This window comes from Neobacillus pocheonensis (assembly GCF_050477905.1).
GTDB classification, from domain to species: Bacteria; Bacillota; Bacilli; order Bacillales; family Cytobacillaceae; genus Neobacillus; species Neobacillus pocheonensis_A.
In genome coordinates, this window is sequence record NZ_JBCNAD010000026.1 from 28429 (window position 1) to 50632 (window position 22204).

Consider the following 22204-nt stretch of genomic DNA (forward strand, 5'->3'; position numbering starts at 1 on the left):
TATAGTAACACCTTCATAATAAGATGTCAACAACACATTTGATTTTTTTTCTTAAAATACGGTATCTGCCATAGGGCAGATACCGTACTAAATTATTTTTAATCAACAGTTACGGTTTCTTCAGAAGTTGTATCTCTTAGGACTGGTTCTGCTTTGCGATAGCGTTGCATACCAGTTCCAGCAGGTACAAGCTTACCGATGATAACATTTTCTTTTAAGCCGAGTAATTCATCGCGCTTGCCTTTGATCGCCGCATCGGTAAGAACTCTTGTTGTTTCTTGGAACGACGCTGCTGACAAGAATGAATCTGTTTCGAGAGATGCTTTAGTAATACCAAGTAAAACTGGACGTCCTGTTGCAGGCATTTTGCCAGCCAATAATGCTTTTTCGTTAGCATCAGTAAACTGGTGAATATCAAGAAGTGTACCTGGTAGTACCTCTGTTTCACCTGCATCACTGACACGAATTTTGCGCAGCATTTGACGTACCATTACTTCAACGTGCTTATCGCCAATTTCTACCCCTTGCATACGGTAAACTTTCTGTACTTCACGCAATAAATATTCTTGGACAGATGTCACGTCTTTTACTTTGATTAACTCTTTTGGATCAATCGAACCTTCGGTTAATTCCTGACCACGGGCAACTTGTTCATTAATTGCCACTTTTAAGCGTGCTGTGTACGGTGCATTATAGGTCCGTGATTCAACCTCGCCTTGAACAACGATTTCATGCTGACGATCGCGGCCTTCATTAATGCCGACAACAACACCATCAATTTCCGAAATAACCGCCTGACCTTTAGGGTTACGGGCTTCAAAAATCTCTTGGATACGCGGTAAACCTTGCGTGATATCGTCTCCAGCAACACCGCCTGTATGGAACGTACGCATGGTTAACTGTGTACCCGGTTCACCGATGGATTGAGCAGCGATAATACCAACTGCTTCGCCCACTTCGACCTCTTGACCAGTTGCCAAGTTACGGCCATAACACTTTTTACATACCCCATGACGAGTATTACATGTAAAGGCTGAGCGGATTTTTACTGTTTCAATTCCTGCTCCGACAATAATCTCGGCTAAATCTTCCGTAATCAATCCGTTTTCAGGAACTAGTACTTCATTTGTTTCAGGATGCTTGATAGCCTTACGAGCATAACGGCCAATTAAGCGTTCATCCAATCCTTCAATGATTTCCGTACCATCTTTTAATGCACTGATCGTAAAGCCACGATCAGTTCCACAGTCATCTTCACGGACAATAACATCCTGTGCAACATCAACGAGACGACGTGTTAAGTAACCAGAGTCAGCTGTTTTAAGAGCGGTATCGGCAAGACCTTTACGCGCACCGTGTGTAGAGATAAAGTACTCTAATACCGTTAAACCTTCACGGAAACTTGATTTAATCGGTAACTCAATGATTCGTCCAGCCGGGTTGGCCATCAAACCACGCATACCAGCAAGCTGAGTAAAGTTAGAAGCGTTACCACGGGCACCTGAATCAGACATCATGAAGATTGGGTTCGTTTTATTCAACGATTTCATCAATTTACCTTGAATAGTATCTTTAGCCGCACTCCAGATGGCAATAACACGATCATAACGCTCATCTTCGGTAATTAAACCACGTCTGAATTGTTTCATGACGTTGTCTACTTTACTTTGTGCATCCTTAAGAATTTCTTGTTTTTCTCCTAGTACGACGATATCCGCCACACCAACAGTAATACCAGCTTTTGTTGAATGCTTAAATCCTAAGTCTTTCATACGGTCAAGCATTTTGGACGTTTCAGTTATTTTGAAACGCTTGAATACTTCAGCAATGATATTTCCAAGAATTTTCTTTTTAAACGGATCAACCAAAGGCATATCTTTAATTTTGGCTTTGATGTCTTCGCCTTTTTCTACAAAATACTTTGCAGGTGTTTCAACTTCTAAATTGTGTCTAGTCGGTTCATTGATATATGGGAATGATTTTGGCAGAATCTCATTAAAAATAAGCTTACCAACCGTTGTGATTAATAATTTATTATTTTGTTCTTCTGTAAAAGTTTCATTTCCTAATGATCCAGCATGTACAGCAACACGTGTATGGAAGTGGGCATAACCATTTTGATAGGCAAGGACTGCTTCGTTTGTATCTTTAAAAACCATACCCTCGCCGACTGTACCTTCACGTTCAAGAGTCAAGTAATAGTTCCCTAATACCATGTCCTGGGAAGGAGTAACAACCGGTTTACCATCTTTAGGGTTCAAGATGTTTTGCGCAGCAAGCATTAAAAGACGGGCTTCTGCTTGTGCTTCCGATGAAAGTGGTACGTGAACAGCCATTTGGTCACCGTCAAAGTCAGCATTGTATGCTGTACATACAAGTGGATGGAGGCGAATTGCCCGCCCTTCAACTAGTGTTGGTTCAAATGCCTGAATTCCTAATCTATGCAGAGTAGGGGCACGGTTTAAGAGAACCGGATGCTCTCTGATAACATCTTCAAGTACATCCCAAACATCTGGGGATACTCGTTCAATTTTACGTTTTGCTGATTTAATGTTGTGCGCTAAGCCTTTTTCAACTAATTCCTTCATAACAAACGGCTTGAACAATTCAAGAGCCATTTCTTTCGGAAGACCGCACTGATACATTTTCAAGTTAGGGCCTACAACAATAACGGAACGTCCTGAATAGTCAACACGTTTTCCAAGCAGGTTTTGACGGAAACGGCCTTGCTTTCCTTTTAACATATGGGAAAGCGACTTTAACGGACGGTTACCTGGACCTGTAACAGGACGGCCACGGCGACCGTTGTCAATCAAGGCGTCAACAGCTTCTTGTAGCATACGCTTTTCGTTTTGAACGATAATGCTTGGTGCTCCAAGATCTAATAAACGCTTCAAACGATTGTTACGGTTAATAACCCGACGGTAAAGATCGTTTAAGTCAGATGTTGCAAATCTGCCGCCATCCAATTGAACCATTGGACGTAATTCTGGCGGGATAACTGGAAGAACATCAAGAATCATCCAAGATGGCTCGTTACCGGAACCACGGAATGCTTCCAGCACTTCAAGTCGTTTAATGGCACGAGTACGGCGTTGACCTTGTGCTGTTTTTAATTCTTCCTTTAAACTATCCACTTCTTTCTCCAAATCGATATCGGAAAGAAGTTTCTTAATCGCTTCTGCACCCATGGCAGCTTGGAATTTGTTTCCGTACTTTTCACGGTATGCACGATATTCTTTTTCAGACAGCAACTGCTTTCTATCAAGAGCTGTGTCACCGGATTCTGTTACAACGTAGGAAGCAAAGTAAATGACTTCCTCCAATGCACGAGGGGACATATCTAACACAAGACCCATCCGGCTTGGGATTCCTTTAAAGTACCAAATGTGAGAAACAGGTGCAGCTAGTTCGATATGACCCATACGTTCACGGCGAACCTTTGCTCTTGTAACTTCTACTCCACATCGGTCACAGACAACACCTTTATAACGGACGCGCTTGTACTTTCCGCAATGACATTCCCAGTCCTTTGTTGGACCGAAAATACGCTCACAGAATAAACCGTCCTTTTCAGGCTTCAACGTACGATAGTTAATGGTTTCTGGCTTTTTCACTTCTCCGAATGACCATGAACGGATTTTATCCGGTGAAGCAAGACCAATTTTCATATACTCAAAATTATTAACGTCTAGCAAGGGGCCTACCTCCCTTTCGATCTCCAGGTTTTACCCTCTAATTACGAAGTATAAAAGCTAAAAGCGCACACACTTGTGTTGTGCGCTTTTAGCTTGAAAGTCTATTCTTTTGAACCAACCTTTTCAGATTCAAAGCTTTGTGCATCAGGAACAATGTTTAACGTATCGACTTGCTGTAAGTCATCGTCATCTTCCGTATCACGCATTTCAATTTCTTCTTCATCACCGGATAGGATTTTCACATCCATACCTAAGCTTTGAAGCTCTTTAATTAATACTTTGAACGACTCAGGTACTCCTGGCTCTGGAACATTTTCGCCTTTTACGATGGCTTCATATGTTTTCACACGACCAACAACGTCATCTGACTTCACTGTAAGAATTTCTTGAAGTGTATAGGCTGCACCGTATGCTTCAAGAGCCCAAACCTCCATCTCACCGAAACGCTGACCGCCAAATTGAGCTTTACCGCCAAGTGGCTGCTGCGTAACAAGTGAGTATGGTCCAGTTGAACGGGCATGCAATTTATCATCAACCATGTGGGCTAATTTAATCATATACATAACACCAACAGAGATACGATTATCAAACGGTTCACCGGAACGTCCATCATACAGTACCGTTTTCGCATCACGTGCCATTCCAGCTTCTTCAATCGTGCCCCAAACATCTTCCTCGCGAGCGCCGTCAAATACAGGTGATGCAACATGAATGCCAAGGTAGCGTGCTGCCATACCAAGATGAAGCTCAAGCACCTGACCGATATTCATACGTGATGGTACCCCTAATGGATTTAACATGATATCAACTGGTGTACCGTCTGGCAGATACGGCATATCTTCTTCAGGTAAAATTCTCGAGATAACCCCTTTGTTTCCGTGACGTCCTGCCATTTTATCCCCTGCAGAGATTTTACGTTTCTGCACGATATAAACGCGGACTAACTGATTCACTCCTGGTGGCAGTTCATCGCCATCTTCACGATTAAAGACTTTAACATCAAGAACAATACCACCGCCGCCATGCGGAACACGAAGGGAAGTATCACGAACCTCACGGGCTTTTTCACCAAAAATAGCATGAAGCAAGCGTTCTTCGGCTGTTAGTTCTGTTACCCCTTTAGGTGTAACCTTACCAACTAGAAGGTCTCCGTCCTTAACTTCAGCACCAGTACGGATAATACCGCGTTCATCCAAGTTGCGAAGGGCATCTTCCCCAACGTTTGGAATATCACGGGTAATTTCCTCTGGCCCAAGTTTCGTATCACGAGATTCTGATTCGTATTCTTCGATATGGATGGAAGTATAAACATCATCTTTAACAAGACGTTCGCTCATGATAATCGCATCTTCATAGTTATAACCATCCCATGTCATGAAGGCAACAAGGACGTTGCGTCCAAGCGCTAGCTCACCTAGCTCCATTGAAGGACCATCAGCAAGAATTTCTCCTTTAGTAACACGGTTTCCAACTGCAACAATTGGACGCTGGTTGTAGCATGTTCCTTGGTTGGAACGAATGAATTTTAACATGCGATATTTATCAAGATCGCCTTTCACTTCTTGTCCGTCAACCACATTAATACGGCGAACCCAAACTTCACGGGCTTCCACGTGCTCAACGATACCTTCATGCTTACAAATTACCGCAGCACCTGAGTCTTTACCAGATACATATTCCATACCTGTTCCTACCCGTGGAGCTTCCGGTTGCATAAGTGGTACAGCTTGACGCTGCATGTTCGCACCCATCAAGGCACGGTTCGAGTCATCATTTTCAAGGAACGGAATACACGCAGTCGCCGCAGAAACAACCTGTTTTGGTGATACGTCCATATAATCAATTCGTTCACGTTTTACTGTCGTGTTTTCACCGCGGAAACGGGCAACGACTTCTTCATCAAGGAATGAACCATCGTCACCAAGCCGTGAATTGGCTTGGGCCACTACATAGAGATCTTCTTCATCTGCAGTTAAGTAATCGATGCGTCCAGTTACCTTTCCAGTCTCTGGATCAATACGACGATACGGCGTTTCGATAAATCCAAAACGGTTTACCTTCGCATATGATGATAAAGAGTTAATCAATCCAATATTCGGACCTTCTGGTGTTTCAATCGGACACATACGGCCATAGTGGGAATAGTGAACGTCACGAACTTCCATCCCTGCGCGCTCACGCGTTAATCCACCAGGTCCTAATGCAGATAGACGTCGCTTATGTGTTAATTCAGCTAACGGATTCGTTTGATCCATGAACTGAGATAATTGCGAACTTCCAAAGAATTCTTTAATAGACGCAATCACAGGACGAATATTAATTAATTGCTGTGGTGTGATTGTTGCCGTGTCTTGAATCGACATTCTTTCACGAACAACACGCTCCATACGTGATAAACCAATACGGAACTGATTTTGCAATAGTTCACCAACAGAACGAAGACGTCTGTTACCTAAATGGTCGATATCATCGGTATCGCCTACTCCATGCAGCAAGTTAAAGAAGTAGCTGATTGAGGCAATAATATCCGCTGGAGTAATATTTTTAATTGGTTCAGCAACATAAGCGTTGCCTAGTACATTAATGACTTTCTCATTTTCATCTCCAGGAGCATAAATTTTAATGCCCTGAAGGGTAATTTCTTCGTCCACTACACCGCCAACAGGATTAAAGTTCTTGAAATTAATGTGTTTTTCAAGAGCAGGTATAATTCTGTCAAGGTTTCTCCTATCAAGAACTAATCCCTTTTCAGCAATGATTTCGCCGGTTTCAGGATCAGCAAGCGATTCTGCTAACCGTTGGTTGAATAAACGATTTTTAATATGAAGCTTTTTATTGATCTTGTAACGACCTACATTTGCAAGGTCATAGCGTTTTGGATCGAAGAAACGCGAAACCAACAAACTTTTAGCGTTATCAACGGTCGGTGGTTCACCTGGACGGAGGCGTTCGTAGATTTCAAGCAATGCTTTGTCTACACCTTCCGTGTTGTCCTTTTCAAGTGTGTTACGAATATATTCGTTATCACCAATCAATTCGATGATTTCTTGATCAGAGCCGAACCCAAGTGCACGCAAAAGAACCGTAACGGGCAGTTTCCGAGTACGATCTATTCTGACATATACGACGTCTTTGGCGTCTGTTTCATACTCCAGCCAAGCGCCGCGGTTCGGAATTACAGTTGCTGTAAACCCTTTTTTTCCGTTTTTATCAAGTTTGCCACTGAAGTAAACACTCGGTGAGCGCACTAATTGTGAAACAATAACGCGTTCTGCACCATTAATCACAAATGTGCCTGTTTCTGTCATGAGCGGGAAATCACCCATGAAGACATCTTGATCTTTTACTTCGCCTGTTTCTTTGTTTACAAGACGTACTTTTACACGCAATGGAGCAGAATATGTAACGTCCCGTTCTTTTGACTCTTCAACAGAATACTTTGGATCGCCAAGACTGTAATCAATAAATTCTAGTGATAGGTTACCAGTAAAGTCTTCAATCGGTGAAATATCCTGGAACATTTCACGCAATCCCTCATCAAGAAACCATTGATAGGAAGAGGTTTGGATTTCGATTAGATTTGGTAATTCTAAAACTTCACTGATTCGCGCGTAACTTCTTCGTTGGCGGTGTCGTCCATACTGAACTAGTTGACCTGTCAACTGATTCACCCCTCAAATCAAGCGTTATTTAAAATAATCTATTACATCTTATAGAACGGAATTTTAAGCCTTTCTATAAGACAAAAAGAAAAAGGGTTTTTTGCTCAAAAACCACATTTTCACATTTTGACTATTATTTTGTCATCATTTCCTTCTTATCCCGTTTTTATACTAAAAAATAAGTATTTTAAGGAATAATTCGGTAAATATTATGATGGCATTTTATAATGCTACCACAACGACATATCCGAGTCAACTATTTTATCGCCTTTATGATAAAATAACCTTTCGACTTGTCAATAGTTTCTACATGGGAAAATATATTTTTTAACTTTTCAAATGCGGATGGTGCACCTTGCTTCTTTTGAATAACTACCCAAAGCTCCCCTTGCATCACAAGATGTTCAAAGCTTTGCTCAAAAATATCATGAACCGTCTTTTTTCCAGCTCGTATTGGCGGGTTTGTTAAGATGGCAGCAAATGTATTTTCATTTACATTTAGCAGCCGATCACTTTCATAGATGTTCACATTCTCAATTCGGTTTAGCACCGCATTCTCTCTTGCTAATTCAATCGCACGCTCATTCACATCAATCATATGTACAAATCGTTCAGGATGACTTTTAGCAATTGATAGGCCGATTGGGCCATATCCGCAACCTACATCAAGAATGGACCCGTCCACTTCTGGGATAGCAAAAGACTCAATCAATAACCGTGAACCAAAATCTACTTCTCTTTTCGAAAAGACACCATTGTCCGTTTTAAATCGGAAGTTATGGTTCTTGAGCGTAAAATCCCAATATTTCGGATCACTTTCAACCTTTTGGGTGCGAGAATAGTAATGTTCAGACATGTAGACTCACCTCCTGAGGAATTTGAAATGCGGAAGCGCCTTGGTCAGCCCCGACAAGAAACCTCGAGGGGCTAGGCGCTGAAGCTAGACAATTCTCAAAGTTTAACTTTGAGGAAGTCAAAAAAAGCCCGCTTATACAGCGAGCTTTTTTATAGAAAAATTACTTAACTTCAACGTTAGCTCCAACTTCATCAAGCTTAGCTTTGATAGCTTCAGCATCTTCTTTAGAAACGCCTTCTTTAACAGGCTTTGGAGTGTTGTCAACAAGATCTTTTGCTTCTTTAAGACCAAGACCAGTGATTTCACGAACAACTTTGATAACCTTGATTTTTTGGTCTCCAGCGCCAGCTAGGATTACGTCGAATTCTGTTTTTTCTTCAACAGCAGCCGCACCAGCTCCGCCTACCATTGCTACAGGAGCAGCAGCAGTTACGCCGAATTCTTCTTCGATTGCTTTTACTAGATCGTTAAGTTCTAAAACAGTCATATTTTTAACTGCTTCGATGATTTGTTCTTTAGTCATGATTTGTTTCCTCCTTAGTTTTCGTTCGATTTTATTAGTTGAGCGTTAAGATTAACTTACGCGCCTTGTTCTTCTTTTTGTTCCGCCACAGCTTTTGTAGCAAGAGCAAGATTGCGGATTGGAGCTTGTAGTACGCTGAGTAGCATAGAAAGTAAGCCTTCGCGTGAAGGAAGTTCAGCAAGAGCTTTAACCTCTTCAACAGTCGCAACATTACCTTCGATAACACCCGCTTTAATTTCAAGCGCTTCATGCTTTTTCGCAAAATCATTTAAGATCTTTGCTGGTGCCACAACATCTTCAGTACTGAACGCGATTGCGTTAGGACCTGTAAGGGCATCGTTTAAGCCAGCAAGCTCAGCAGCTTCAGCAGCACGGCGAGTCATCGTGTTTTTGTAAACTTTGAAGTCAACACCAGCTTCGCGAAGTTGTTTACGAAGTTCAGTTACTTCAGCAACTGTAAGACCACGGTAATCAACAACGATTGTTGATACGCTGTTCTTTAATTTATCTGTAATTTCTTCAACAACATGTTTTTTTGCTTCGATTGCAGTGCTCATCTTTACACCTCCTGTATTTTTTACATTTATACCAGGCAAGTAAAAGCCTCCATATCGATCTATGACATGGAGGCAGCATATAACAACTGAACAACTCAGCTGAATCTATTCGCTCTACCTCGGCAGGAAATTAAGCCTAGCGGCACCTGCTGTCTACAGTACAAATGTTTATAATATTAAACAACATAATATATTGTATAAGATGTTGTTTTAATTGTCAATTGGTAAAAATTGTCCCGCATTAACGGGCAGTAAAGTTAATCCTCAGGTATACAAAGCAATGTTCAACTGCCCGTAAATGCCCGATTGGTTCAACTAACAATCAGCTATCGCTGATCGAAGTTTCACCTTACTTAGCTGCTACTGTAGAAGGATCTACTTTTACGCCAGGTCCCATTGTTGAAGTAACAGTAACGTTCTTCATGTAAGTACCTTTTGCAGCAGAAGGTTTAACTTTTAACATAGTTTCAAATACAGTTGTAAAGTTTTCAACAAGCTTTTCGTTTTCGAAAGATGCTTTACCGATTGGCACGTGGATGTTACCAGCTTTGTCAACACGGTATTCAACTTTACCTGCTTTGATTTCATTGATGGCTCTAGTTACATCAAATGTAACAGTACCAGTTTTAGGGTTTGGCATTAAACCTTTTGGTCCTAATACACGACCAAGTTTACCAACTTCACCCATCATGTCAGGAGTTGCTACGATTACATCAAAGTCAAACCAACCTTGTTGGATTTTGTTGATGTATTCAGTATCGCCTACAAAATCAGCGCCAGCTGCTTCTGCTTCTTTCACTTTTTCACCCTTCGCGAATACTAATACGCGCTGAGTTTTACCAGTTCCGTTCGGAAGTACTACTGCACCACGGATTTGTTGGTCAGCTTTCTTAGGATCAACGCCTAAGCGGAAAGCAACTTCAAGAGTCGCATCGAATTTTGCAAAGTTAGTTTGCTTAGCAAGTTCAATTGCATCTGCAATTGGGTAAGCTTTTGTGCGATCTACAAGCTTTGAAGCTTCTAGATACTTTTTACCTTTTTTAGCCATTTTAATTTCCTCCTAAATTGTGGTTTTAGCGAATTATTCTCCCACGAATAAGGGCTGCGAGTATAATTAACGCGCAACCCTCATTACAAACAACCAGTTTTACATGGATTAGTCTTCGATTACGATACCCATGCTGCGTGCAGTACCTTCAACCATGCGCATTGCTGCTTCAACGCTAGCTGCGTTAAGGTCAGGCATTTTTTGTTCCGCAATCTCGCGTACTGTACCACGCTTTACTGTTGCTACTTTATTACGGTTAGGCTGGCCTGAACCAGACTGAATTCCAGCTGCTACTTTCAAAAGAACGGCAGCAGGAGGAGTTTTCGTAATAAATGTAAATGAACGGTCTTCAAATACCGTGATTTCAACAGGAATGATCAATCCAGCTTGATCTGCTGTACGAGCGTTAAATTCCTTACAGAATCCCATGATGTTAACACCGGCTTGACCTAGTGCAGGACCAACTGGTGGTGCAGGGTTTGCTTTACCAGCAGGGATTTGTAATTTAACAACTTTAATTACTTTTTTAGCCACGAGACACACCTCCTTAAAGTCCGTGATGTGGTTAATGGGGTTTTACCCCTCCCACTCAGGCAATTAGTCTTTATATAAATACAAAGAACTTGACAAAAGTCTTGTCTCCAATACGGAGACATACTGACCTATGAAATATTAACATTTTTTAAAATTGATTTCAAGTTTTTTTACATTATAATTTTTCAATTTGTGTAAAATCAAGTTCTACCGGGGTATCACGGCCGAACATATTTACAAGAACTTTAAGCTTAGAATGGTTCTTGTCCATTTCTTCAACAGATCCAGTGAAGTTAGCAAATGGACCTTCCTTTACGCGGACGGTTTCGCCGATTTCATAATCAACATCCACTCGTTTTTCGTCTACACCCATGCGCTTCAATAATACTATTACCTCTTCCGGTAGCAATGGAGTTGGTTTTGACCCTGAACCTGCAGAACCGACGAATCCAGTTACGCCCGGTGTATTACGCACGACGTACCATGAATCATCCGTCATTACGATTTCAACCAACACATACCCAGGGAAAACTTTTCGTTTTACGACCTTTTTCTTACCATTTTTGATTTCTGTTTCTTCTTCTTCCGGAACGACAACGCGGAAAATTTTATCCGACATTCCCATCGATTCCACACGTTTCTCTAAGTTGGCCTTTACTTTATTTTCATAACCCGAGTAAGTATGGACAACATACCAATTTTTTTCCATTTAAGAGGACTAACGTCCGTCCCTCCCTATTTCTAGACAAATTAAAAAACCCGCAATACGGGTTTTAGTTAAAAATTCCTTTATTAATCACCATTATACCATGAAGTATACTTTATTATTCAAGAATTAACCGAATCAATTTGGAAATTCCTAAATCTAGTACAGCAAAGAATGCTGCAAAGAAGACAACCGTTGATAAAACAGTAATGGTAGAACGAGTAAGCTCACCGCGTTTTGGCCAGCTGACTTTTCTCATTTCACGTAAAATATCACTAAAGAATTTCTTTATGCGTTGCATTTCTGTAACCCCCAACTATCTTATGTGGCACTGCAAAATCTATCAAAATCATTTTGTTTCTCGATGAATTGTATGGGTTGCGCAAGTCTTACAGTATTTTTTCAATTCTAATCTATCTGATTGAGCCTGATTGCCGCCGGTTGAATAATTGCGTGAGCCGCACTCGGCACAGGCAAGTATAACTTTTTTGCTCATATGAAGGCACCTTCACCCATCTTTTTTATCCCTAAAAATGTAACATGAGCCCAAATTATTGTCAATATCCTCTGATAGCGGATTCAAAATTACGACATAATTTAGCTACAGGTTCAATTAAAGGGAAAACTCACGAATTTCTAAGTATCGCTCCAGTTTTCTCTTCACACGCTGCAGGGCATTATCGATGGATTTAACATGACGATTTAGTTCCTCTGATATTTCTTGGTAGGACTGGCCATCCAGATAAAGGGCCAAAACCTTTCGTTCTAAATCGCTTAATAATTCTGTCATTTTAACTTCTATATGGTCGAATTCTTCTTGATTAATGATTAATTCTTCCGGGTCCAACACCTTAGCACCAGACAACACATCCATTAAGGTCCGGTCTGACTCTTCATCATAGATAGGCTTGTCCAAAGAAACATAGGAATTCAACGGAATATGTTTCTGCCTTGTGGCCGTCTTAATCGCTGTAATGATTTGCCTAGTAATACACAGCTCGGCAAAGGCCTTGAATGAGGTAAGCTTGTCCTCACGAAAGTCACGAATGGCTTTATAAAGGCCGATCATTCCTTCTTGCACAATATCTTCTTTATCGGCTCCAATTAAAAAATAGGATCTTGCTTTCGCACGCACAAAATTACGATATTTGTGGATTAAATAATCCAATGCTTCACTATCACCTTGGTGCACTAAATCGACAATTTCTTCGTCTTCCATGCGAAAAAATTCATCATTGATTTTTGTCCCGAAGTCCGTACTCAAAGTAGATCCCCTCCACCGAACAAGCATAGATAGTATTATTATACATAAGAATCTATTAAATTCCAACGCTCATTTTTGCCCTCTGCGCCATTTTTCAAAAATTTCCGCCATTTCTTCGCTAATCGATATTTTGGAGACAGGTTTTTTATCTTGGATTTTCTTTACTTTTTTTTCAATCCCCTTTTCAATTGATGACATTTCAATAAGCAGCTCTCGAGCGGATTTTCTTAAGGCCCCTTGTCCAAAAATAGCCCATTGCTCGGTAAAATCGGAAGTTGCCACATGGATTTGCGTTCTCCGATTACTTAAACTAATCGCCATTTTCTCAATCCGCTCATCAGCTGTTTCATTTTCTTTGGTAAAAATTACTTCTACTTGATGATTTTTATATTTTTTTTCGGTTCCTTGTACATAATGAGCATCAAATACAACAATTACACGGTAACCAGAAACAGCTTGGTATTCTGCCATCTGCTCCACTAAACGATCTCTTGCCGCTGGCAGGTCCCGGTCCTTTAGTGCTCTAAGTTCCGGCCAAGCTCCGATTATGTTGTATCCGTCAACAAGCAGGATATCCATGGCTATCCCTCTAGACTATGACGTTTTCGATATACCTCATACATAAGCAAGGCAGCCGCAACAGAAGCATTTAAGGAAGTGACTTTTCCTACCATAGGCAAATGAATGAGAAAATCACATTTATCTCTGATCAGCCGGCCCATTCCTTTACCTTCACTGCCAATCACTAAACCAAGCGGCAGCGTGCCATCCATTTGCCGATAATCCTGTTTCCCCTTTGCATCTGTACCAGCTATCCAAACGCCGCGTTCTTTTAATTCATCAATTGTTCGCGCCATATTGGTAACTCGAACGACAGGGATATATTCAATTGCTCCCGTCGAGGCTTTCGCTACGGTCGCCGTAAGGCCAACTGCCCGGCGCTTCGGAATAATGATTCCATGGGCTCCGACAGCATCTGCCGTCCTCATGATCGACCCGAGGTTGTGGGGGTCCTCAATTTCATCTAGCAATAAAAAGAAAGGAGGTTCACTTTTCTTTTCTGCTGCTGTAAACAAATCATCCATTTCGGCATATTGATAAGCTGCCACATAAGCAAGGACACCTTGATGATTTTGATCCGTGACTTGGTCAATTTTTTTCTTCGGGACAAATTGAACGATTACATTCGCTTCTTTCGCTAATTGGGTAACCTGTGACATCTGACCACGCTGGGAACCTTCTGCTATTAAAATTTTATTAATATCTCTTCCAGATTTCAGTGCTTCAATAACTGGATTTTTTCCAATGATGTATTCCTGGTTCATTCTTTTTCCTCCTTTCTTTTTTCATCAACATATAAAAATGCCTTTTGAATGAGTTCCTCTAAACGAGCAATATTTTCCCTTAAGTATAAGTAGCCCATTAATGCTTCAAAAGCTGTACTGTAGCGGTAGGTTTGGACATCCGTGTTTTTTGGAACGGTTCCAGACTTGGCATTTCTGCCGCGCATCACGACCGCTAATTCTTCTTCTGATAAAAGACCGTCATCCATCATTCGAAAAAGTATTTGGCTCTGCGCTTTTGCGGAGACATATCTGGTACCGGCGCGGTGCAGCTGGTGAGGTCGAACTTGTCCGAGGAACAATAGGTGACGCCTTACATATGTTTCAAAAATGGCATCACCCATGTAGGCAAGTGCGAGACTATTCAATTGTTTGACATCGATTGAATGTTCATAGTGCAGCATGAATTAGCCTCTTTTCCACCTAGTACCCTGCGGTGTATCTTCTAGAATAATGTTCATATCCTTCAACTGGTCGCGAATTTGGTCAGACAATTGGAAGTTGCGGTCTTTCCTTGCCTGGTTGCGTTGTTCGATTAGGGCATCAATTTCTTCATCAAGCATTTCTTTTTTTTCAATTGTCAGACCCAGCACCAAGAAAAGGTCTTCAAATTGATTTGTAAATGCATCAATTACTTCCACAGCTGTTGTTTTTTCTAAAAGATAGTAATTGGCCAGCTTTGAAAGATCAAACAGAACAGAAATAGCTTTCGCTGTATTAAAATCATCATCCATCGCTTCGATAAACTGTTCGCGGGACGCGGCAATTTTTTCAAGCCATTCTTGATTATTATGAGTTAAATCCGTACTTGCTTCTCTGCGATGTTTTAGATTTTTGTAAGAGGTCATCAACCTATCGAAGGCCGCCTTTGTACTTTCTAACAATTCCACACTGTAATTGATAGGATTACGGTAATGCACCGATAGCATGAAAAACCGTAGTACTTGTGGATTATGTTCCTTGATGATGTCATGCACCAAGACGAAATTACCAAGTGATTTGGACATTTTTTCATTATCAATATTGATGTAACCATTATGCATCCAGTAGCGGGAGAACAATTTACCTGATAGTGCTTCCGATTGAGCTATTTCATTTTCGTGATGCGGGAAGGTTAAATCCTGTCCGCCTGCATGAATATCAATCGTTTCGCCAAGATATTTTTTCGCCATTGCCGAGCATTCAATATGCCATCCTGGCCGGCCGATTCCCCATGGGCTTTCCCAATAGATTTCCCCTTCTTTTGCCGCTTTCCATAAGGCAAAGTCTAAATCGTCCTGCTTTTTATCGCCGACTTCGATCCTTGCGCCAACTTGCAAATCATTAATCGATTGATGAGAAAGTTTGCCATATTCGTCGAAACTCCGTGTATGGAAATATACATCTCCTTCGGATTCATAAGCGTAGCCTTTTTCAATTAATTGACTAATAAAATCAATGATGATATCCATATTTTCCATAACCCGCGGATGGACATCTGCCTTTTTGCAGCCTAACGCCGAAACATCTTCGAAATAAGCATTGATAAAACGGTCTGCAATCGTTGGGACATCCGTTCCTAATTGATTGGCAGCACGGATTAATTTATCATCGACATCTGTGAAATTCGATACATACTGTACAGCAAAACCACGGAATTCTAAATAGCGGCGCACCGTATCAAACACAATCGCTGGGCGGGCATTGCCTATATGGATATAATTATAGACCGTCGGCCCACAAACATACATTTTTACTTTTCCTTCCTCAAGAGGAATGAAGTCTTCCTTTTTACGTGTTAGTGTATTATAAAGTTGAATGGCCATTGACTTTTATCCTTTCTTCCTTCAAATCATCCAGTTGATCTCTTAACTGGTTTAGTTCATATTGCATTTCCCGTAAACGATCAGCAACTGGATCTGGCAGGTCACAATGATTTAAATCTTTACCAATCCGCTTCCCATCTTGAATAACGACTCTCCCCGGCACCCCTACAACCGTTGAGTTCGGCGGTACTTCCTTTAACACGACTGAACCAGCACCAATTTTTGAATTTTCCCCAACCGTAATCGATCCCAATACTTTTGCACCGGTAGCAATAAGCGCATTATCCTTAATAGTAGGATGCCTCTTTCCCTTCTCTTTACCAGTACCACCGAGCGTAACCCCTTGGAAAACAGTAACATTATCCCCGATTTCACATGTTTCCCCGATGACTACTCCCATTCCGTGATCGATAAAAAATCTCCTGCCTATTTTTGCCCCAGGATGGATTTCAATTCCTGTAAGAAAGCGACTGATTTGTGAAATAACCCGGGCTAAGAAAAATAATTTCCGTTTAAAGAGTGCGTGGGCTACTCGATGCCACCAAATCGCATGTAAGCCTGAATACGTTAGAACCACTTCTAAATAGCTTCGTGCCGCTGGGTCTTGCTCAAAAACAACTTCAATATCCTCCTTCATTCTTTTAAACATCGCCATTTCCCCCTTGTTTTTGTGTAAATAAAAAACGCCCCTGTCTTAACGACAGAGACGCTTATGCGTGGTTCCACTCTGATTAGACTGTAATCTAAAACACTTACTAGTCTCACTCTTACTTGTTAACGGAATTGTTCCGCCCAAATCTACTGGAGTTGACTCTTTCGACATGGGGCTCAGAGGTGCATTTCAAAAAATGAGAGGCTTAAACCACTTTCAGCCGGTGATGGTTCTCTCTTAAAAGCATCAATTTTCTACTTTTCCTCTTCGTCGCTTTATAACTATGAAATTCTTTCTTATACTATATTACATTTTGTCTCTAATGTTAACTAATAATTTTATTAATTCTCATTTGAACCTTTTGTTTACCTAAAAGTTCAATCGCCTGCGGGAGGTCTGGTCCATGGGTTTGCCCTGTTACCGCTGCACGAATTGGCATGAACAGATTTTTCCCTTTTTGACCAGTGGATTTTTGAACAGCCTTCATGGCTGCCTTAATGCCCTCAGCCTCGAAGCTTTCGAGCTGATCGAGTTCTTGAGAGAATGCCTTTAATACTTCTGGAACTTGCTCACCTGTCAGTATGTCCCTTGCATCTTCCTCATATACCGCCTCATCTGTAAAGAACATATCGGAAAGTTCAACAATTTCGGCGCCAAAGCTCATTTTTTCTTGCAGAAGAGCAACTAAGCCATGCACCCATTTTCGTTCTTCTTCAGTCAGGTTTTCATTGATGCGCCCTGCTTTAATTAAATGAGGCAGTGCCAGTTCGACAACCCGGTCCACTTCTATCTTTTTCATGTATTGATTGTTCATCCAAGTAAGCTTTTGTTTATCAAATAAAGCAGGTGATTTTGACAGACGATTCGCATCAAAAATCTCGATAAATTCATTCTTGGAGTATAGCTCCTCTTCACCAGCAGGTGACCAGCCGAGCAAAGTAATAAAGTTAAATAACGCTTCAGGCAAATAGCCTAATTCCTCGTATTGTTCAATGAATTGAATAATCGATTCATCACGCTTGCTTAACTTTTTACGGCTTTCGTTCACAATTAGAGTCATGTGTCCAAAGATAGGCGGTTCCCAGCCTAATGCTTCATAAACCATCAGCTGCTTCGGAGTATTCGAAATATGGTCATCTCCACGAAGAACATGGGAGATTTCCATTAAATGATCATCGATTGCAACGGCAAAGTTATAGGTCGGCGTTCCATCCTTTTTAACGATGACCCAGTCGCCCATCCCTTCCGATTCAAAAGAAACAACCCCTTTGACCATATCATCAAAGTTGTAGGTTTTTCCTTCAGGAACGGCGATGCGAATGCTTGGCTCACGGCCTTCACTTTCGAGCTGCTGGCGCTCTTCCGGGGTCAAATGACGGCATTTGCCGGAATAGTGAGGTGTTTCGCCACGTTCCGTTTGCTCCTCCCGCTCTGCTTCAAGCTCAGCCTCTGTACAGTAACACTTATAAGCATGGCCATTTTCTAGTAATTGATTAAAGTAGGTTTCATAAATATCATTTCTTTCAGATTGACGGTATGGGCTGTATTCGCCGCCGACATCAACGCTTTCATCCCAATCCATTCCAAGCCATTTTAAATATTTTAATTGGCTTTCTTCACCGCCCGCAATATTCCGCTTCTTATCGGTGTCTTCAATCCGAATAATAAATTTCCCGCCTTTATTGCGTGCGAATAAATAATTAAATAACGCTGTACGGGCATTTCCAATATGTAAATGTCCAGTCGGACTTGGCGCATACCTTACACGAACTTCGTTTGACATAGCTATAATGCCTCCAATTAGAAAAGCGCAAGCGCCTTGCCCAGGGGCGATATAGGGAGAATTAGTCGATTGAAAATCGACTAATTCTCCCTTAATGCGTACAGAAAGCGTTAGCTTTCTGTAGCCAGGCATAAGACGAGCCGGCGGGAAGGTTGCTCTTTAACCTTCCTGACGGATTGGCTTATGACCCCGAGCCCCTAGGCGCTGGAGCTAGACAATTCTCTATTTAATTTTCTCAACTGCTTATTTTATCATTTCTTTTTCAATAAAACTACTGCTTGGGAGGCAATACCTTCTCCTCTTCCGGTGAAGCCAAGTTTTTCGGTCGTTGTCGCTTTTACATTGATCTGATCTGGTTCTGCTTCCAGCAATTCAGCAATCCGTACCCGCATTTGCTCAATATAGGGAGCCATTTTCGGTTTTTGCGCAATAATTGTACAATCAGCATTGACAAGCTCATAGCCCTTTTCTTTTACTAACTGCCAGACATGCTCCATCAACTTCGCAGAGTCTGCATCCTTAAAATTCGGGTCGGTATCGGGAAAATGCTTACCGATATCCCCCTCTCCAATCGCTCCGAGGCAGGCATCAGAAACCGTATGCAATAACACATCCGCATCGGAATGACCTAATAAGCCCTTTTCGTATGGGATGGTAATGCCGCCAATAATGAGCGGACGCCCCTCTGTTAATTGATGAACATCGAAGCCTTGACCAATTCGAAACATCAACAAAACCCCTTTATGAATTTCTTTTCTTCGAAATTGCTTCTGCAAAAAATAAGTCTTCTGGTGTCGTCAGTTTAATATTGTCATAATCGCCCTCGACCATGGCAACCGGGTATCCGAGACGTTCTACCAAACTGGAATCATCTGTTCCAACAAAATCATCCTTTTCGGCTTGTTCATAAGCCTCTTTTAACAGCGAAATACGAAAAGCTTGCGGGGTTTGTATAGCCCACAAGCTTGAACGTTCGACAGTTTCGACAACTTTACCATCCTGAACCTTTTTCATTGTGTCCTTCGCTGGCACCCCGATAATCGCGGCCCCTGTTTCCTCCGCTTTTTCCGTTAACCGATGGATATGCTCTTTTCGGATAAAAGGCCGGGCAGCATCATGAACAAGAATCACATCAGCGGTTTTCACTGTTTTCAGCGCATGATAGATACTATGCTGTCGTTCCTTTCCACCAGGAACTAATTCGATGACTTTGTTAATGGTGTGCTCTTTTAGCAGCGCCTTAAACTCCATTTCATCCTGCGGATTAATTGCTAAGATGATGCCATCGCAAGCCTCGTCTTCTTCAAACACCTTTAATGTATGGATAAGTACTGGAATTTCATTAAGTGTGAGAAGCAGCTTATTTTTCCCTGCTCCCATTCGTTTTCCCTGGCCGGCAGCCGGGAGAATGACTTGGTAGGTCATATTCTAACCCCATTCTATTTCTACAAAGCTTTTTCTAATAATTTCGGTTTTGCAAATATCATTCGGCCTGCAGAGGTTTGAAGGACACTCGTCACAAGTACCTCAATTCTTTTGCCGATATATTCTCTGCCTTCTTCGACGACGATCATCGTTCCGTCATCTAGATAAGCAACACCTTGATGATATTCTTTCCCATCCTTAATCACCTGAACGGTCAATTCCTCCCCTGGAAGAACCACCGGTTTGACGGCATTAGCTAAATCATTAATGTTTAACACAGAGACATTCTGTAATTCACATACTTTATTAAGATTAAAATCATTGGTTACTAGGATACCATTCGTTATTTTCGCTAGCTTCACCAATTTCGAATCTACTTCACTAATCTCTTCAAAGTCACCTTCATAAATTTCTACTTTGATGGCAAGTTCTTTTTGAATTCGGTTTAATATATCCAGACCTCTTCGGCCACGATTACGCTTTAACACATCAGAAGAGTCCGCAATATGCTGTAATTCCGCAAGAACAAATTGGGGAATGACAATCGTCCCTTCCAAAAATCCTGTCTGACAAATATCAGCCACGCGTCCATCAATGATGACACTTGTATCTAATATTTTCAGAGGATGCTTCGCTTCTTTTTCATTTTCTTCTTCGGCTGACTTTTTCTTGCTGCTACCCTTGCCAAAAAGACCTAAAAGCTCATCCCGCTTTTTAAAGCCAACTTGAAAGCCGAGATAACCAAACACAAGCGTCAATAAAATTGGCGCAACTGCATTTAAAATCGGCACTTGTACCGCGTTAAGGGCAAAGCCAATTAAAAAGGCAACCAGCAGCCCAAATATCAGCCCCAAACTACCAAAAAGCACATCCGTAACAGGAATTTTCACTAATGAATCTTCAGCCCAAGTGATAAAATTAAACACATGGTCTACTGCCCAAAAGGTAATAAGATAAAAAATAATAGCACCTAAAATAGCAGTAACATAAGAATTATTAATAATTGGAATGTCGTTAATATGAAGTAAATTGAACAATTCCGGTAAAAACAAGATCCCAAGCGTACCACCCATTATGAGGAAGCAAGCCTGCACAATTCGTTTTAACATTCCTTCACCTCCTCTACTCATTATAAACATATTCGTAAAATTGAAACCTTGAATTGATGATTATTTTTCCAAATTGTAAAGGTTTTGAAATCTATTTGTGATGTTCAATTCTTACTCCTCATAGGGTAGCACTGGAAATTTTTTGTGTCAAATAATTACCAATTATAAATGACGATCTGTATAGAGCCTCTCTTTAATCAATTTAAATCCTTCTTTAATTTTCTTGGCTCGGACCTCGCCAATCCCCTCTACTTCGTCGAGTTCTTCAACGGTAGCGGTAATAATATTGGAAAGCTCTTCAAAACTGCTGATTAGATTTTCAATAATGATGGCAGGCAGCCTAGGGATTTTATTTAGAATTCGATAACCGCGGGGATTTTTATTTTCATCTAAATGAACATAACCGAGATAACCCATCATCTTTAATAACACCATATCTTCAATTGTGCCGCTGTTCGCCAAAACCTGCATCCTTTGAAGGACGTCTCTTGCTTTCACTTCTCTGTCGAAGGCATAATCCTTGATAATAAACATGATTGCCTCTTCCAGTTCTGTCAAAATTTCATTCATCTGCAAGCGAATGAGGCGTCCCTCTGTTCCCAACTCATAAAGAAAGGTCAATAGTTCATTTTTTATTTTTAAAACCATTTCAAACCGGTGAAGAACTAGTAAAAAATCATTATATGTAACGGATTCCTCAAACTCTAAAATGCTTAAATTTGTAATACTATGTTCTAACACGGTCTTATATTTTTCCAGTGTTTGAATCGCTTGATTTGCTTTCGTTAAAATGACTGCTATGTCTTTTAAGGCATAACGGAAATTCCCTTGATACAAGGTAATCACATTTCTCCGTTGAGAAATCGCGATGACCAGCGATTTCGTTTGTTTGGCAACTCTTTCAGCTGTTCGGTGCCTCATTCCTGTTTCGGATGAGGTAATATCTGAATCTGGCGCAAGCTGAGCGTTAGCAAATAGAATTTTACTACCCGTTTCATTAAGAATAATGGCACCATCCATCTTGGCCAATTCATATAAGAAGCTTGGCGAAAAAGGACAGTTAATTTCAAAACCGCCATCGACAATACTTTTCACCTTTTCGTTATACCCAATAACAATGAGTCCCCCTGTATTCGCTCTAAGGACATTATCTATTCCTTCACGAAGGGGTGTACCCGGTGCAATAAGCTGTAAAACATCACTGACAGTCTGCTCTCCAAGTTTTTTATGATCCATCTA

General features: G+C 41.1%; 21 protein-coding genes and 2 other annotated features. All 21 genes read right to left on the minus strand.

All coding sequences use genetic code 11. The annotated features are described in order from the left end of the window. Window positions 1-98: 98 nt before the first annotated feature. On the minus strand, window positions 99-3698 hold the full coding sequence (gene rpoC, locus ABES02_RS15315) for a DNA-directed RNA polymerase subunit beta' (RefSeq protein ID WP_430136439.1): 3600 nt from the start codon (window positions 3696-3698) through the stop codon (window positions 99-101). Window positions 3699-3799: 101 nt separating this feature from the next. Continuing rightward, window positions 3800-7360, minus strand: a complete 3561-nt coding sequence (gene rpoB, locus ABES02_RS15320; RefSeq protein WP_430136442.1) for a DNA-directed RNA polymerase subunit beta — start codon at window positions 7358-7360, stop codon at window positions 3800-3802. 256 nt (window positions 7361-7616) lie between these two features. Beyond that, window positions 7617-8216 carry a class I SAM-dependent methyltransferase gene (locus ABES02_RS15325; protein WP_430136445.1) on the minus strand — a complete coding sequence of 200 codons (600 nt, stop codon included), beginning with the start codon at window positions 8214-8216 and terminating at the stop codon, window positions 7617-7619. 160 nt (window positions 8217-8376) lie between these two features. After that, window positions 8377-8739: a 50S ribosomal protein L7/L12 gene (rplL, locus tag ABES02_RS15330; protein ID WP_430136448.1), complete on the minus strand. Its 363-nt coding sequence runs from the start codon at window positions 8737-8739 to the stop codon at window positions 8377-8379. A 56-nt stretch (window positions 8740-8795) separates the two neighbouring features. Further along, entirely contained in the window at window positions 8796-9296 is a 501-nt protein-coding gene (gene rplJ, locus ABES02_RS15335; RefSeq protein ID WP_430136450.1) for a 50S ribosomal protein L10, read from the minus strand. 31 nt (window positions 9297-9327) lie between these two features. Then, window positions 9328-9473: a sequence feature (ribosomal protein L10 leader region), on the minus strand. Window positions 9474-9645: 172 nt separating this feature from the next. After that, window positions 9646-10344, minus strand: a complete 699-nt coding sequence (gene rplA / locus ABES02_RS15340) for a 50S ribosomal protein L1 (RefSeq protein ID WP_430136453.1) — start codon at window positions 10342-10344, stop codon at window positions 9646-9648. A 108-nt stretch (window positions 10345-10452) separates the two neighbouring features. After that, window positions 10453-10878: a 50S ribosomal protein L11 gene (rplK, locus tag ABES02_RS15345; protein WP_223595882.1), complete on the minus strand. Its 426-nt coding sequence runs from the start codon at window positions 10876-10878 to the stop codon at window positions 10453-10455. 175 nt (window positions 10879-11053) lie between these two features. Next, window positions 11054-11587, minus strand: coding sequence for a transcription termination/antitermination protein NusG (nusG, locus tag ABES02_RS15350; protein ID WP_430136455.1), 534 nt, complete (start codon window positions 11585-11587; stop codon window positions 11054-11056). Between the two features lie 115 nt (window positions 11588-11702). After that, on the minus strand, window positions 11703-11885 hold the full coding sequence (gene secE / locus ABES02_RS15355) for a preprotein translocase subunit SecE (protein WP_223595884.1): 183 nt from the start codon (window positions 11883-11885) through the stop codon (window positions 11703-11705). Between the two features lie 48 nt (window positions 11886-11933). Then, window positions 11934-12080: a 50S ribosomal protein L33 gene (gene rpmG / locus ABES02_RS15360; protein ID WP_430136458.1), complete on the minus strand. Its 147-nt coding sequence runs from the start codon at window positions 12078-12080 to the stop codon at window positions 11934-11936. A gap of 117 nt (window positions 12081-12197) precedes the next feature. Next, window positions 12198-12848: an RNA polymerase sporulation sigma factor SigH gene (sigH, locus tag ABES02_RS15365; protein WP_430136461.1), complete on the minus strand. Its 651-nt coding sequence runs from the start codon at window positions 12846-12848 to the stop codon at window positions 12198-12200. A 69-nt stretch (window positions 12849-12917) separates the two neighbouring features. Continuing rightward, the gene (locus tag ABES02_RS15370; protein ID WP_430136464.1) at window positions 12918-13427 is read right to left on the minus strand and encodes an NYN domain-containing protein; all 510 of its coding nucleotides are present in this window, start codon (window positions 13425-13427) and stop codon (window positions 12918-12920) included. Window positions 13428-13429: 2 nt separating this feature from the next. After that, a complete protein-coding gene (gene rlmB, locus ABES02_RS15375; RefSeq protein ID WP_430136467.1) occupies window positions 13430-14173 on the minus strand; it encodes a 23S rRNA (guanosine(2251)-2'-O)-methyltransferase RlmB in 744 nt (247 codons plus the stop codon). Then, window positions 14170-14595 (minus strand): Mini-ribonuclease 3, encoded by a 426-nt coding sequence (locus ABES02_RS15380; protein ID WP_430136470.1) that lies wholly within the window; start codon window positions 14593-14595, stop codon window positions 14170-14172. The genes rlmB and ABES02_RS15380 overlap by 4 nt, the downstream gene beginning before the upstream one ends. Before the next feature lie 3 nt (window positions 14596-14598). Continuing rightward, a complete protein-coding gene (gene cysS, locus ABES02_RS15385) occupies window positions 14599-15996 on the minus strand; it encodes a cysteine--tRNA ligase (RefSeq protein WP_430136473.1) in 1398 nt (465 codons plus the stop codon). After that, the gene (gene cysE / locus ABES02_RS15390) at window positions 15977-16645 is read right to left on the minus strand and encodes a serine O-acetyltransferase (RefSeq protein WP_430136476.1); all 669 of its coding nucleotides are present in this window, start codon (window positions 16643-16645) and stop codon (window positions 15977-15979) included. Before cysE ends, cysS begins: the two co-directional genes overlap by 20 nt. Before the next feature lie 50 nt (window positions 16646-16695). Beyond that, window positions 16696-16928 (minus strand) — a binding site (T-box leader). A gap of 45 nt (window positions 16929-16973) precedes the next feature. Further along, window positions 16974-18431: a glutamate--tRNA ligase gene (gltX, locus tag ABES02_RS15395; RefSeq protein ID WP_430136479.1), complete on the minus strand. Its 1458-nt coding sequence runs from the start codon at window positions 18429-18431 to the stop codon at window positions 16974-16976. Between the two features lie 251 nt (window positions 18432-18682). Beyond that, entirely contained in the window at window positions 18683-19159 is a 477-nt protein-coding gene (gene ispF / locus ABES02_RS15400; RefSeq protein WP_430136482.1) for a 2-C-methyl-D-erythritol 2,4-cyclodiphosphate synthase, read from the minus strand. Between the two features lie 13 nt (window positions 19160-19172). Then, window positions 19173-19856, minus strand: coding sequence for a 2-C-methyl-D-erythritol 4-phosphate cytidylyltransferase (ispD, locus tag ABES02_RS15405; protein ID WP_430136484.1), 684 nt, complete (start codon window positions 19854-19856; stop codon window positions 19173-19175). A 20-nt stretch (window positions 19857-19876) separates the two neighbouring features. Then, window positions 19877-20965, minus strand: coding sequence for a PIN/TRAM domain-containing protein (locus ABES02_RS15410; RefSeq protein WP_430136487.1), 1089 nt, complete (start codon window positions 20963-20965; stop codon window positions 19877-19879). 162 nt (window positions 20966-21127) lie between these two features. Further along, window positions 21128-22201: a DNA integrity scanning diadenylate cyclase DisA gene (gene disA / locus ABES02_RS15415; RefSeq protein ID WP_430136490.1), complete on the minus strand. Its 1074-nt coding sequence runs from the start codon at window positions 22199-22201 to the stop codon at window positions 21128-21130. Between the last annotated feature and the right edge of the window lie 3 nt (window positions 22202-22204).